This window comes from Geobacter sp. OR-1, from assembly GCF_000813145.1.
GTDB lineage: Bacteria > Desulfobacterota > Desulfuromonadia > Geobacterales > DSM-12255 > Geoanaerobacter.
Genome location: NZ_BAZF01000007.1, coordinates 165,761 through 179,054, shown reverse-complemented (window position 1 = coordinate 179,054; position 13,294 = coordinate 165,761). Strand labels below are relative to the sequence as shown.

Genomic DNA, 13,294 nt, shown 5'->3' with positions numbered 1-13,294 from the left:
GTGCCGGATAACGTGGAAAACGAAGAACTGAAAAGCGCGGTCCAGGAAAAAAAGAGTCTGGATTTTATCCTCGACATACCGCTGCAGTTGACCGTTGAGCTGGGGAGGACAAAGCTGCTGGTCAAGGACGTGCTTGAGCTCAACCAGGGATCGGTGGTAGAGCTCGGCAAACTCGCCGGCGAACCTTTGGATGTGTTTGTCAACTCCAAACTGGTTGCGCGCGGCGAGGCTGTGGTTATAAACGAGAAGTTCGGGATCCGGCTTGTTGACATAGTCAGCCCCAATGAGAGGGTGGAGAAGGTGCTGTGAGGTTGATCTCCATTGCTCCCATCATGCCTGTTTTCGCAGGCGAGGCGCTGGCCCAGGGGCAATCTCCGCTGGAGGGGCCATCCCTGCTCTGGAGCATGTTGCAGACAATAGCCGCGCTTGCAGTGGTGGTGGGTTTGATACTGCTGTTTTATTATGTCAGCAATCGCTGGTTGCGGGCGGGATTGGCGACCGGCAACCAGCAAAAATACATACGAGTCATAGAGACCCGTTTTCTGGCGCCGAAAAAATCTCTCGTCCTGGTGGAGGTCGGGGGGGAATACCTCCTGCTCTCCAGCTCCGGTGACGGGTTGCAGTTCATAAAGCAGGTAGATATGCTTGAAGAGATCGAGGTCATCGATTCGCCGATGCTGGGCAAGCTGGTTCCGGAGAATCTCCAGAACAAGATCATCGACCTGATGGCGAGACGCCCGAGAAAAAACACAGCTGAAGCGCCCATGCGGACGGCCGGTGGTAGCAGATCGTGAAGTTGCGGTTACTGGTAATTTTATTGCTGTGCCTGGGAGTTGCCGGTTCTGCATTGTGCGCCCCAGAACCTCTGGCACTGCCCACGGTCAGCGTCGGGGTGGGAAAGGCAACCAAGCCCGGAGACGTAGCCGTCGTACTGCAGATATTCTTCCTGATGACGGTTCTGTCGCTCGCTCCGGGAATCCTCATCATGACAACATCATTTACCCGGATTGTCGTGGTGCTTTCCTTTCTGCGCAACGCCCTGGGCACCCAGCAGGCGCCATCCAACCAAATCATCATCGGCCTCGCCCTGTTTCTGACCTTTTTTGTCATGTCGCCGGTCTGGCAGCAGATAAATCGTGATGCGCTGCAGCCATACAAGGCCCAGACCATTTCCCAGGAGGAGGCGCTGAAACGGGCCGTGGCGCCGGTCAGAAAGTTCATGCTCTCCCAGGCAAGGGAGAAGGATATTGCCCTTTTTGTCAATATCTCAAAGATGCCCAGGCCGAAGAATGCCGACGATATCCCGACCCTGACGCTCATCCCGGCTTTTATGATTTCCGAACTAAGGACCGCTTTCCAGATCGGATTTCTGATCTACATCCCTTTTCTTGTCGTTGACATGGTCGTGGCATCGGTGCTCATGTCCATGGGTATGATGATGCTGCCGCCGGTCATGATTTCGCTGCCGTTCAAGATCCTGCTGTTCGTGCTTGTCGATGGCTGGAGCCTTGTCGTCGGTTCTCTAGTAAAGAGTTTCGGATAGGAGAAAAAGTAATGACGCCGGAACTTGTAGTTCAGCTCGCCAGACGGGCCTTTGAGACGACCCTGCTGCTTTCAGCCCCGCTGCTGATCTTCAGCCTGGTGGTAGGCCTCATAATAAGCATATTTCAAGCGGTGACCTCCATCAATGAAGTCACCCTCACCTTTGTCCCGAAGATCGTAGCCGTCATGATCGCGATGATCATATTCTTCCCCTGGATGATGAGTTACCTTTCCGATTTTACCAGAGAGATCTATTCCCTGATCGCCACCATGAGACACTGATCGTGCTGTCACCGGGTCCCTTTGCAACCCTGGGAGAGTTCTCCTTTTTCACACTGGTGATGGGGCGGGTTGCCGGCATATTTGCCGCCACGCCGATGTTTGGCGGCAAAGCGGTGCCGATGCGGGTCAAGGCCGGGCTCTCTTTTGTCATGACCTTGGTGTTGTTCCCGGTCATAAGGACCAACCTGCCGGAACTGCCGACCGACTCCGTTTCCCTTTTCATCCTCGTGGTGCGGGAAACGCTGATCGGGATCACCCTCGGGCTCCTCTCCCAGGCAATCTTCGCTGCAGTCGAGTTCTGCGGTCAGCTTCTCGGCATCCAGATCGGATTTTCCATGGTCAACCTCTTCGACCCGACCATGGGCGGGCAGATCTCCATTATCTCGGTCTTTCAGACCCTGCTTGCCACCCTGCTGTTCATGGCGCTCGGAGTGCACCAGTTTTTTCATCCGGTCGATCGTGGAGAGCTACCAGCTGCTTCCGCTGGGAGGGTGGCACATGGACGGGCCGGTCCTGCAGTTTGTAACCGGCATTGTCACAGGGATGTTCGTGCTGGCGATAAAGCTTGCCGCACCGGTCATGGTGGCGCTGATGGCGGCCACCGTGGTCCTGGGGATCATGGCCCGGATCTTCCCGCAGATGAACGTCTTCATAATAAGCATGCCCCTTAATATCGGGGTCGGATTCCTTATTCTCGGCAGTTCTCTCCTGGTTTTCATGCATACGCTGGAAGGGGCCTTCGGCCAGCTCACCCGGCAAATAAAGGTGCTTTTCAAGGTTCTCGGTTAGGCGGCGCGCATGTCGGATCAGGACAAACATTCCAAAACCGAAGAACCTACCAGTAAGCGGCTTGCCGAAGCCAGGGAAAAGGGGAACATCCCCCGCAGCCGGGAACTGGCATCGTCGCTGACCCTCCTGACGGCAATTATCACCCTTTATCTCACCAGCGGGTTGATGCTCGGAACCCTGAAGGGGCTAACCGCGGACGTGCTCGGCGAAATGGGCACATATCAGGTCACTCAGGCCGGAATCCAGGCGCTCCTGATCAAGATGTCGGGTGGTGCTCTCCTGTCGATGCTCCCATTTTTCATCATCATGGTCTTGGTCGGCGTGGCGGTAAACTATGGTCAGGGTGGTGTAGTCTTCACGCTCGACAAGCTTGAGTTCAACCTCGACAAGCTGAACCCGTTGAAAGGGATAGAGAGGATCTTTAACAAGGATGGGGCATTCGAGGGGGCAAAATCCCTGGTAAAGATCTTCATCGCCGGGTATGTCGGCTTCAAGATCCTGAGGGACGAGGTGGATGCCATCTCATATCTCGTGGAAAAGGACATCCCTGGGATCATGGAGTTTGTCGGGCGGCTCTCGCTCAAGCTGGTGCTGCATATCTCCGGGATCATGCTGATCCTCGGTATTCTCGATCTCCTGTTCGTCAAGTGGCGGCATATTGAAAACCTGAGAATGACGAAGCAGGAGGTGAAGGACGAGCACAAAAATACTGAAGGCGACCCGCATATCAAGGCAAAGATCCGCCAGCAGAGAATGGCCATGTACCGGCAGAGGCTGCGCAGTACGATCCCGAAAGCCGATGTCGTCGTTACCAACCCGACCCATTACGCAGTCGCTCTCAAGTATGACCGGAGCGAGATGTCGGCACCGGTAGTTCTGGCTAAAGGGGTGGATTACCTGGCCCTGAGGATCAAGGAGATTGCCAGGGAAAACAGGGTGATGCTCGTTGAAAACCGCTTTCTCGCCCGGGAACTGTACGCCCAGGTCAAGGAAGGCGAGGAGATCCCGGAAGCCCTTTACGCAGCGGTTGCCGAAGTTCTGGCTTACGTCTACAGCATAAAAGGAAAGATCTAGCAGGCTGCTCATAAACAGCCATCTCGCCGCCGTCCTCGCTCGCTTCCTTGTGCGGCGTAGCGCTGCTACGCCTCCGCGGAGCTTTCTGCGGGTGCGACGACCTGACCATTTCTAAGCATCCTGAGGTGGGATATCGGTAGTCAAAACATTGACCCCGCCTCATTCAAAATGCCGTCGCCACTCTCACTACCTGTGCCGGACAGCAGGCACAAAGATCTGAGCATTATCCCTAGAACGTCGCTCCTATTGCCCTCATGGCAGAAAAAACTTTGATGCAAAGAGTCGGAAGTCGCTGGCACACCGGTTGCACCTAGTCAGTCTGCATCTCTATATCTTTAGTATTATGGGATTTTTTTCAATGGCCCAAACGTCTGCACCCGCTGTTGAGCTTTCGGCGCTAAAATCCAACTCAGACGTCTATCTGGCTCTGGCGGTCATAGGTGTTTTGGCGCTTATGATTATCCCCCTGCCGCCATTCATGCTTGATATTTTCCTGGCCGCTAATATCACTGCAGCGCTCGCCATACTCCTGGTTTCGCTCTATATCCAGCAACCGCTCGATTTTTCGGTCTTCCCGTCCCTGCTGCTTATTACGACACTTTTCCGCCTTTCTCTCAATATCGCATCAACACGCCTTATCCTGCTTCACGGCAGCGAGGGGGCCGAGTCGGCAGGCGCCGTCATCAAGGCTTTCGGCCAGTTCGTCGTCGGCGGCAACTATGTGGTCGGCGCCGTAATCTTCCTGATACTCGTCATCATCAACTTTGTCGTCATTACCAAGGGCGCCGGCAGGGTTGCCGAAGTTGCGGCCCGTTTTACCCTCGACGCCATGCCGGGAAAGCAGATGGCTATTGACGCGGACCTCGGCAGCGGACTGATCAACGAGCAGGATGCAAAAGCCCGCCGGGTCAAGCTGGGACGAGAGGCCGATTTCTACGGTTCCATGGACGGCGCCAGCAAGTTTGTCAGAGGGGATGCCGTTGCCGGCGTTCTCATTATACTGGTTAACATAATCGGTGGTTTCATCATCGGTGTCTGGCAGCAGGGGATGGCGCTTAGCGATGCGCTCTCGAACTATACCCTGCTCACCATCGGTGAAGGGTTGGTTGCCCAGATACCGGCTCTGGTCATCTCGACTGCGGCCGCCATGATCGTGACCCGCTCGGCCGACGAGAAAAACTTCGGCCATGAAATGACCGGCCAGCTGATGCTTTACCCCAAGGCGTTTTATATAACGTCCGGGGTCATGTTCGGGCTGGCGCTGGTTCCGGGGCTCCCGCATTTTGCGTTTTTACTTCTGTCCGGTATTGCCTACCTGGCAGCCAAGCTTGCGAGTAGCAAGGAAGAGGTGGTTGCTGAGACCGAGCTGGCGGATATCCGTACTCCCGAGGAGGTCGTGGAGCAGAGCGGCGCCATCAGGCCTCTCGACATGCTGGAGCTGGAAGTCGGTTACAGCCTGGTCCCGCTGGTTGACGCGGCCCAGGAGGGTGAGCTTCTCGAAAGGATTCGCTCCATACGCAAACAATTTGCCCAGAAGATGGGATTTGTGGTTCCTCCGATACATATCCACGACAACCTGCAGCTGAGACCCAATGAATACGCGATCCTGATCAGAGGGGCAAAGGTGGGTGGCGGCGAGCTTGCCGGACAGTTCCTGGCCATGGATACCGGCGGGTCTACCGGTGGGGTGGAGGGTATCCGGACCACCGAACCGGTATTCGGCCTGCCATCGGTATGGATCAAGGGCTCCGAGCGGGAGCGCGCCCAGCAGCAGGGTTACACGGTCGTGGACAATACCACTATCATTGCAACCCATATCAGCGAAATCATCAAGAAGCATTCCAGCGAACTGGTCGGCCGCCAGGAGCTGCAGCAGCTCCTCGACAATCTTGCCGGCAGCTTTCCGAAGGTGGTCGAAGAGCTTGTTCCCAACCTGCTCAACCTGGGCACGGTACTGCGGGTAATGAAGAACCTTCTCAAGGAGAGCGTTTCGGTGAGGGATCTCAGGACAATCCTGGAGACCCTGGCCGATTATGCCTCGGTGACCAAGGACCCGGACATCCTGACCGAGTTCGTCAGGCAGGGGCTGGGACGGTACATTGTTGAGCAGTACAAGCGGGAAGACGACGTGCTTTTCCTGATTACGCTGGACCGGACTGTGGAAGAGATTATCGGGGAATCGGTGCAGGTCACCGAGCAGGGGAGTTATCTGGCAATCGAGCCCGGAATGGCCCAGAGGATAATTAACAGCATCCGTAATCTTATGGAAAAATTCGAACAGTCGGGTACGGCGCCGGTGCTCATTGCTTCACCAAACATCCGGCGGCATGTAAAGTTCTTGACGGAGCGGTTCGTTCCGAACCTTGCCGTGCTTTCCCATAACGAGATTCCGCCCCATATTAAAATTCAATCTTTTGGAGTGGTGAGCATCGATGCTAGTTAAAACGTTCAAGGCAACCGATATGTCCGAAGCCCTGAGGATGGTCAAGGCCGAAATGGGTTCCGACGCAATGATCCTCTCTTCTCGCAAGGAAAGAAGAAAGGGGATTCTGGGGATTTTTTCCAAGCCGTTCTTCGAGGTTACCGCGGCGATTGATCCCCGGCCGGCGCCTAAGCCGGTTCCGCCCCCGCCACAGAGGGAAGAGCGGGAGCTGACGACGAAAGAGGAGTTCCAGAAGTCGATGCTCGGCCCGCTGGCGCGCGAACTCCGCGAACTCCGGGAGAAGGTGGAAAAGCTGGCGACCAGAGAGGTGCCGCCGCCACAACCGGCTGCTTTCAAGGCTGAACCGCCCGAAAGCAAAGCTGGCGCCAACAACGGTAATGGCGGTATTGCCAGGGCGATCCCCAAGGAGGATATGGAGGAACTCAAGCAGTACCTCCTGAATGCCATCAAGGTGAAGGAAAAGCCCGAAGCTGTGCCGGTAGCTTTTCCCGCCCATCGCGCCGAGCCGGAAGATGTCAAGATTCTTGAATCGGAACTGCAGGGAGTCGAGAAGGTCCTGGCCAATCTTGCCACCGAACTTCATGACGCCGGCATAGAGAAAGATGCTGTCGGCCCCTTGCTGGAATGCGTTCGGCCGATGGCCGAAACCACCGCTGACCAGAGGGAGTTGCGGCTTTCCCTTATCGATGCCTTTTCCAGCGTCGTCAAGACTGCGGGCCCGCTCCGGATGAAAAAGAACGGCCCCCGGATCATCGCACTCGTCGGCCCCACCGGGGTCGGCAAGACCACGACCACGGCAAAACTGGCCGCAATGTATGCCATGCACAAGGGGGCTAAGGTTGCCCTTGTCACCACCGACAACTTCAGGGTCGGGGCCTTTGAGCAGCTCAAGACCTACTCCAAGATCATGGGTGTGCCGCTGGAGATAGCAGTAACTTCGCAAGATCTGGCAAAAGCGACGGAAACGCATGCCGACAAGGATCTGATCATAATCGATACTGCCGGCAGAAGCCCCAAGGACCATGGCCGCCTGGATGAATTGAAGGCGCTGCTCGATTCCGGGCTGGACATTGAAATGCATCTCTGCCTCTCCGCTACCACCAGAGACAAGGAGCTGGCCGACGCCATAACCAACTTCAGCGTCCTGCCTATTTCAAGCCTGCTGTTCACCAAGCTGGATGAAGCGGAAAACCTGGGGAGCATAGTCAACACGCATCACAGGAGCAAGCTTCCGCTTTCATACTTCACTAACGGCCAGATGGTGCCTGAAGATATCGTGGTGGCAACCCCGCGAAAGCTGGCAAATCTCGTCATGAAGGAGAACGTATAAGATGAACATGATGAGTGGCCGTCAAGATCAGGCAGATTCGCTGCGGCAGCTGGTGAGGTCCATGGACAGCTCCAAGCGGGTGCAGCACCAGGTAAAGGTCGAAGGTTCGGGCCGGGGGGTGAGGGTAATCTCGGTTACCAGCGGCAAGGGGGGGGTTGGCAAAAGCAACGTAGTCGCCAATCTTGCCATCGCGCTTTCCCAGCAGGGGAAACGGGTCCTGATTATCGATGCCGACCTCGGAGTCGGCAACATCGATGTTCTTCTGGGGCTGTCTCCTCACTATACGCTGAACCATGTATTGTCTGGCGAGAAGCGGCTCAAAGAGATCATCATGACCGGCCCGTCGGGCGTTAAGCTCGTGCCGGCAGGGTCCGGGGTTCAGGAGTACACAAGTCTCGGCTATTGCGAACGGATGCGAATTTTAGAGGAACTGGACGAACTGGAAGAGGAGTTCGATGTCGTCATAATCGATACCGAGGCCGGCATTTCCGAAAACGTCACCTACTTCAATACCGCTGCCCAGGAGATTGTGGTGGTGGTATCGCCGGAGCCCACTTCCATCACCGATGTCTATGCCTTGATCAAGCTGCTTGCGACGCGGTACGACGAGCGCAGGTTCAAGGTGCTGGTCAACATGGTGCGGGACACGAGGGATGCCCTGCTGGTCTTTTCCCGGTTGTCGCATGTGACGAGCCGTTTCCTGGATATTTCGCTCGATTACATCGGTTGCATTCTATGGGACGACCGGCTGGTTGATTCGGTCCGGAGCCAGAGGGCGGTTATCGATCTTTATCCGGAATCCAAATCGGCCCGATGCTTTTCCAAACTTGCCAAGCATATGAACGAGCATGTGACTGCGGCGCGGATGAAGGGGAATATCCAGTTCCTGTTCCGGCGCAACTTTGCCCAGCCCTATGCCATGGATACCGTATGAACTGCCTGCTCAAGGCATATGAGGAGGAGGCGCAGCGGGCGGCCATTCCCAACCGGGATGAGCTGATCGTTGCTCATCTCCCCCTGGTAAAATTTCTGGTCGGCAAGATTGCAGCCCAGTTACCGCATCATCTCGATCGTGAAGACCTGATGAGCGCGGCCGTTATCGGGTTGATCACTGCTGCGGAACGGTTTGACCCGACTCGCGGTGTCCAGTTCAAGACATTCGTTGAACAGCGGATCCGCGGGACCATCATGGACGAACTCCGCTCGCAGGACTGGCTTACCAGGTCATTGCGGGAAAAGTTCAAACGGCTCGAACGTGAATTTGCCGTCCTGGAGCAGAAGCTGGGGCGGAACCCCACCAGTGAAGAAGTCGCTGCTGCCATGGAAATGGATCTTCAGGAGTATTACCAGCTCCTGGAAGAGGTGCATTTCCTTTCGGTGGTCAGCCTCGATGACTCCTGGGAGGACGAGGAGGGGAGCCCGTTCGGGCTTCTCGACGTGCTTGAGGACGATCGGGTTGTCAGCCCGCAGAACCAGTTGATGGCGAGGCAGATGGTGGACGGCCTGTCCGAGGCGATCGAGGGTCTGCCCGAGAAGGAACGGATCGTTGTTACCCTCTATTACTACGAAGAACTGAACCTCAAAGAGATCGGCGCCGTGCTGAGCCTCACCGAGTCCCGCATCTGCCAGTTGCACAGCCAGGCGATCATGCGGCTGCGGACCAAGATGAAGATGTACCGGTAACCAGTGAAAGGGATCTTATGAACAGCGGAATGTATGCAGCCCTCACCGGGAATATCAATGCAATGAAAAGAATGGATATCATTTCCAACAACCTTGCCAACGCGAACACCTCTGGATTCAAGCGAGACCGGCTCTCCTTTGAAACCCAGCTGAGCCAGGCAACCGGGAATGCCGCTACCCCACCGGCATTGGGGGATACTGTCCCGATATTCTCGGGCGATCGTTATTTTACCGACTATTCTCCGGGACCGATGCAACAGACCGGCAACACGCTTGATCTCGCCATAGAGGGCGACGGTTTCTTTACCGTTACCACTCCCAATGGTGTTGCCTACACCCGGCAGGGGAATTTCCAGATGGACATGACCGGGCGGATCGTCACCAGCGACGGCAATCCTCTGTCGCCGGAAATAACGATACCCAATAACGCTACCCAGATTACGGTGGGGAACGATGGCACGGTATCGGCGTATCTCCCGGGCGAGACCTCGCCGGTTACTGTCGGAACCTTGCAGATAGTGGATTTCCCCAAGCCGTATGCCTTGCAGAAGGTCGGCAGCGCTCTCTTTGTGCCGGCCGATCCGCAGGTTTTGCCAGAGCCGACTACCAGCGCGGCTATCAGCCAGGGCGCGATAGAAGGGGCGAATGTCAGTACCATCTCTGAAATGGTGATGCTGATAGAGAACACGCGGTATTTCGAGGCCTGCACCAAGGTGGTGAAGAGCTTTGACGATATGGCCGCCAAAGCGGCCAATGACCTAGGAAAAGTATAAGGAGACTTTATGATACGCGCACTCTGGACAGCAGCTTCGGGGATGCAGGCCCAGCAGACTAATATTGACGTTGTCGCCAACAACCTGGCCAACGTGAACACATCAGGGTTCAAAAAGAGCCGGGCCGATTTCCAGGATCTGATTTATCAGAATGTCAAGACCACCGGTGCCCCGTCGACCAATACCACTCAAATACCCTCAGGGATACAGATCGGTCTGGGAACCAAGGTCGCTGCGGTAACGAAACTATTTACCTCCGGCAATATCAACCAGACCGGCAATGAACTCGATATCGCCATTGAGGGCGAAGGGTTTTTCCAGGTGCAGATGCCTGACGGCACCACCGCGTACACAAGGTCCGGAACCTGGAAGAAAGACAGCCAGGGGCGGGTGGTCACCTCGGACGGTTATCCGATGACTCCGGAAATTGTTGTCCCCAACAATGCGACGCAGATAACGATCGGTAACGACGGCACAGTGTCGGTTCTGCAGTCCGGCCAGACCGCGCCGACCAATGTCGGCACGATTCAGCTGGCAACGTTCTCAAATCAGACCGGGCTTTCGAGTATCGGCAAAAACCTCTTCATGAACACCGACTCCTCCGGAGCCGCCACCACCGGCACGCCGGGGCAGAATGGCGTCGGCACCCTTGCCCAGGGTTTCCTGGAAATGAGCAATGTCAGCGTCATGGAGGAGATGGTGCAGATGATCATCGGCCAGCGCGCTTACGAGATCAACTCCAAAGCGGTTCAGACTGCCGATGAGATGCTGCAGCAGGCCAACAACCTGAAGCGATAAGGCGATCCGGATGCGTAAACTACTCCTCTTGATGGTATTGGCTGTATTCGCATTTGCGGCGCAGTGGAACTGCTGTGCCGCGGCTGTGGAAGGCCAGCACGTGGGGGAACAGGAGATCCGCAGGGTCATCGAGGAGTTTGTCCGGAACAAGACGGAGAATCTCAACGTAGAAGCCAAGCTGAAGAAGATCGGCTACAAGGGCGACCTCGCGCTGCCACTAGGCCAGGTTGAGTACGAGGTCAAGGCCCCCCAGCAGTGGGAAGGATGGGGGAATGTAAACCTTGCGGTAATTGTCCGGGTAGACAACCGGGTGATGAAAAATATCCCGGTGCGGGTCGATGTTGAGGCCATGACCGACATGGTTGTCACAACCCGGCAGATGGAGAAGGGGGAGATAATCGGGGCCGGCGACGTGGTCATCCAAAAACGGGATCTTGCCTCTTCCGGCAACAAGATCTGCCGTAACGTCAACGATGTTGTGGGGAAGCGCCTCAAGAGTTCGCTGCGCGGGAACGTTGCCTTAAAAAGCGACCAACTGGAGAAACTGCCTCTGGTCAAATCAGGCCAGCTGGTGACGATACTTCTGGAGAATGAGCTGATTCGGGTTACCGCCACCGGCCGCTCCAAGGGGCCCGGCGCCGCCGGTGACTTGGTTATGGTTCAAAACCTGGCATCCCAGAAGGATATCCAGGCCCGGGTAGTTGACTCGTCTACTGTAAGGGTGGAATTTTAGCATGTTATGCCGAGGATCTGTCTGATGAAATGGTTGTATGTTTCTCTCGTGGTGCTGTTGTCGGCATGCACTCACCAGTCGGCCGGGATCAAAACCCCTGCATTTGACGAGCAGTTGGCCCAGCCGGTGCCGAACTACAGCAACGGATCGATCTGGCAGGCCTCTTCCGGCGGATTTGCCGAAGATATCAAGGCCCGGCGAAAGGGAGACACGTTAACGATCCTGATCACCGAGCAGGCCAGCGCCAGCAAGGAGGCGAGCACCGGTACCAGCAGAGGGTCGAGCATCTCGGCCGGCATACCGAACATGCTCGGTCTGGAAACTAACATGACCGGGATCAACAAGTGGATGGACCTGGCCAACCTGATCAATGCCAGCGCCAGCTCCAAGTTCGATGGCGCCGGATCAACGACCAGGAAGGAAAACCTTACTGCAACCATCACAGCCAAGGTGGTCGAACTGCTCCCGAACGGCAATCTACAGATCGAGGGGCGGCGTAACGTCAAGGTGAACAGCGAGGACCAGGTCATCCTGGTTGAAGGGACTGTAAGACCGCGTGACATAAGCGCGGATAATGTCATCAACTCGAGTTACATTGCCGATGCCCGGATTACATACGGCGGCAAAGGTATAATCAGCGATCGCCAGAGCCCGGGATGGCTGATGAACTTCATCGATAAGGTCTGGCCGTTTTGAAACCAGTGAGAAGTGACGCGTGAGAATAGAAAAATACATCAGATCATATGTAACGGCAGCAACGCTCTTTATCTGCGTGGTACTTTTCGCCCAGACTGCCCATGCCGTCAGGATCAAAGATATTGCGGCGTTTGACGGCGTCCGTGACAACCAGTTGATCGGTTACGGTCTGGTGGTCGGGCTGAACGGGACCGGCGACGGCAACCAGACCAAGTTCCAGGTGCAGTCGCTGGTAAACATGCTGGAAAAAATGGGTGTGACCATTAACAGGGCGGATGTAACGGTGAAAAACGTGGCAGCGGTCATGGTCACCGCTACCTTGCCGCCGTTTGCCAAGCAAGGGTCGAAGATCGACGCCCTGGTGTCATCAATGGGGGATGCCAAGAGTATTGCCGGAGGGACGCTCCTGATGACGCCGCTCAAAGGGGCGGATAATCAGGTCTATGCCGTAGCCCAGGGGGGCGTTATAACCAACTCGTTCTCATATGGCGGTCAGGCGGCGTCGGCACAGAAGAACCATCCCACTGCCGGACGGATTTCCGACGGGGCGCTGGTCGAGCGTGAGCTTCCCAATGTGCTTGCTGACAGGTCCCAGTTAAAGCTGAATCTGTTAAAGCCGGATTTTACCACTGCGGCACGGATTACCGCATCGGTAAACGATAAGTTCAATGCGCCGGTCGCGGCCAGTCGTGACGCCGGATCTATCATGGTATCGATTCCCCCGGCCTACCAGGGGCGGACCGTTGAGTTTATTGCCGAGCTAGAGCGGTTGGAGATCAGGCCTGACAGCGTTGCCAAGGTAGTGATGAACGAGCGGACCGGAACGATTGTGATCGGCGAAAATGTCAGGATTTCTTCGCTGGCCGTTTCCCATGGCAACCTGACGCTGTTGATCCGTGAAACACCGCAGGTTTCCCAGCCCCCGGCACTGAGCGGCGGGGAAACCAGAACCGTTCCCCGGACCGAGCTGAAGGTCAAGGAAGAGGCGGGCGGGCTGGCAATCGTGCGGGAAGGGGCAAGCATCGGCGATGTGGTGCGGGCACTCAATGCCTTGGGCGTCACACCCAGGGACCTGATCGGAATAATGCAGGCGATCAAGGCCGCAGGGGCACTGCAGGCCGAACTTTCCATCATTTGAAAGGGGATTTTGA

Annotated in this window: 15 protein-coding genes and 1 pseudogene; all 16 read left to right on the top strand. The window is 56.1% G+C overall.

Features of this window, described 5'->3' with window-relative positions; genetic code table 11:
- The 16 genes and pseudogenes from fliN (at position 1) to OR1_RS09535 (ending at position 13,281) form a co-directional block, all read left to right on the top strand.
- A complete protein-coding gene (gene fliN, locus OR1_RS09605) occupies positions 1 to 309 on the top strand; it encodes a flagellar motor switch protein FliN (RefSeq protein WP_041971532.1) in 309 nt (102 codons plus the stop codon).
- Entirely contained in the window at positions 306 to 794 is a 489-nt protein-coding gene (gene fliO, locus OR1_RS09600; protein WP_237754267.1) for a flagellar biosynthetic protein FliO, read from the top strand. The genes fliN and fliO overlap by 4 nt, the downstream gene beginning before the upstream one ends.
- Positions 795 to 796: 2 nt before the next feature.
- Positions 797 to 1,543, top strand: a complete 747-nt coding sequence (gene fliP / locus OR1_RS09595) for a flagellar type III secretion system pore protein FliP (RefSeq protein ID WP_370543347.1) — start codon at positions 797 to 799, stop codon at positions 1,541 to 1,543.
- 11 nt (positions 1,544 to 1,554) lie between these two features.
- Entirely contained in the window at positions 1,555 to 1,824 is a 270-nt protein-coding gene (gene fliQ / locus OR1_RS09590; protein ID WP_041971529.1) for a flagellar biosynthesis protein FliQ, read from the top strand.
- Between the two features lie 59 nt (positions 1,825 to 1,883).
- Positions 1,884 to 2,210: pseudogene (locus OR1_RS23260) on the top strand (flagellar biosynthetic protein FliR); the annotation flags it as partial.
- A 112-nt stretch (positions 2,211 to 2,322) separates the two neighbouring features.
- Entirely contained in the window at positions 2,323 to 2,613 is a 291-nt protein-coding gene (locus OR1_RS23255; RefSeq protein ID WP_370543345.1) for a flagellar biosynthetic protein FliR, read from the top strand.
- A gap of 9 nt (positions 2,614 to 2,622) precedes the next feature.
- Positions 2,623 to 3,687, top strand: a complete 1,065-nt coding sequence (gene flhB / locus OR1_RS09580) for a flagellar biosynthesis protein FlhB (RefSeq protein WP_041971528.1) — start codon at positions 2,623 to 2,625, stop codon at positions 3,685 to 3,687.
- Positions 3,688 to 4,045: 358 nt separating this feature from the next.
- Positions 4,046 to 6,130 carry a flagellar biosynthesis protein FlhA gene (gene flhA / locus OR1_RS09575; RefSeq protein ID WP_041971526.1) on the top strand — a complete coding sequence of 695 codons (2,085 nt, stop codon included), beginning with the start codon at positions 4,046 to 4,048 and terminating at the stop codon, positions 6,128 to 6,130.
- Entirely contained in the window at positions 6,120 to 7,460 is a 1,341-nt protein-coding gene (gene flhF / locus OR1_RS09570) for a flagellar biosynthesis protein FlhF (RefSeq protein WP_041971525.1), read from the top strand. The genes flhA and flhF overlap by 11 nt, the downstream gene beginning before the upstream one ends.
- A gap of 1 nt (position 7,461) precedes the next feature.
- Positions 7,462 to 8,394, top strand: coding sequence for a MinD/ParA family protein (locus tag OR1_RS09565; RefSeq protein ID WP_041971524.1), 933 nt, complete (start codon positions 7,462 to 7,464; stop codon positions 8,392 to 8,394).
- Complete coding sequence (locus OR1_RS09560) at positions 8,391 to 9,143, top strand: FliA/WhiG family RNA polymerase sigma factor (RefSeq protein WP_041971523.1); 753 nt, start codon at positions 8,391 to 8,393, stop codon at positions 9,141 to 9,143. Before OR1_RS09565 ends, OR1_RS09560 begins: the two co-directional genes overlap by 4 nt.
- 17 nt (positions 9,144 to 9,160) lie before the next feature.
- The gene (gene flgF, locus OR1_RS09555; RefSeq protein WP_041971522.1) at positions 9,161 to 9,916 is read left to right on the top strand and encodes a flagellar basal-body rod protein FlgF; all 756 of its coding nucleotides are present in this window, start codon (positions 9,161 to 9,163) and stop codon (positions 9,914 to 9,916) included.
- Positions 9,917 to 9,925: 9 nt separating this feature from the next.
- Entirely contained in the window at positions 9,926 to 10,714 is a 789-nt protein-coding gene (flgG, locus tag OR1_RS09550; protein ID WP_041971521.1) for a flagellar basal-body rod protein FlgG, read from the top strand.
- A 10-nt stretch (positions 10,715 to 10,724) separates the two neighbouring features.
- On the top strand, positions 10,725 to 11,447 hold the full coding sequence (flgA, locus tag OR1_RS09545; RefSeq protein WP_237754266.1) for a flagellar basal body P-ring formation chaperone FlgA: 723 nt from the start codon (positions 10,725 to 10,727) through the stop codon (positions 11,445 to 11,447).
- A 24-nt stretch (positions 11,448 to 11,471) separates the two neighbouring features.
- Positions 11,472 to 12,143 carry a flagellar basal body L-ring protein FlgH gene (locus OR1_RS09540; RefSeq protein WP_041971519.1) on the top strand — a complete coding sequence of 224 codons (672 nt, stop codon included), beginning with the start codon at positions 11,472 to 11,474 and terminating at the stop codon, positions 12,141 to 12,143.
- A 37-nt stretch (positions 12,144 to 12,180) separates the two neighbouring features.
- The gene (locus tag OR1_RS09535; protein WP_041971635.1) at positions 12,181 to 13,281 is read left to right on the top strand and encodes a flagellar basal body P-ring protein FlgI; all 1,101 of its coding nucleotides are present in this window, start codon (positions 12,181 to 12,183) and stop codon (positions 13,279 to 13,281) included.
- Positions 13,282 to 13,294: the final 13 nt, after the last annotated feature.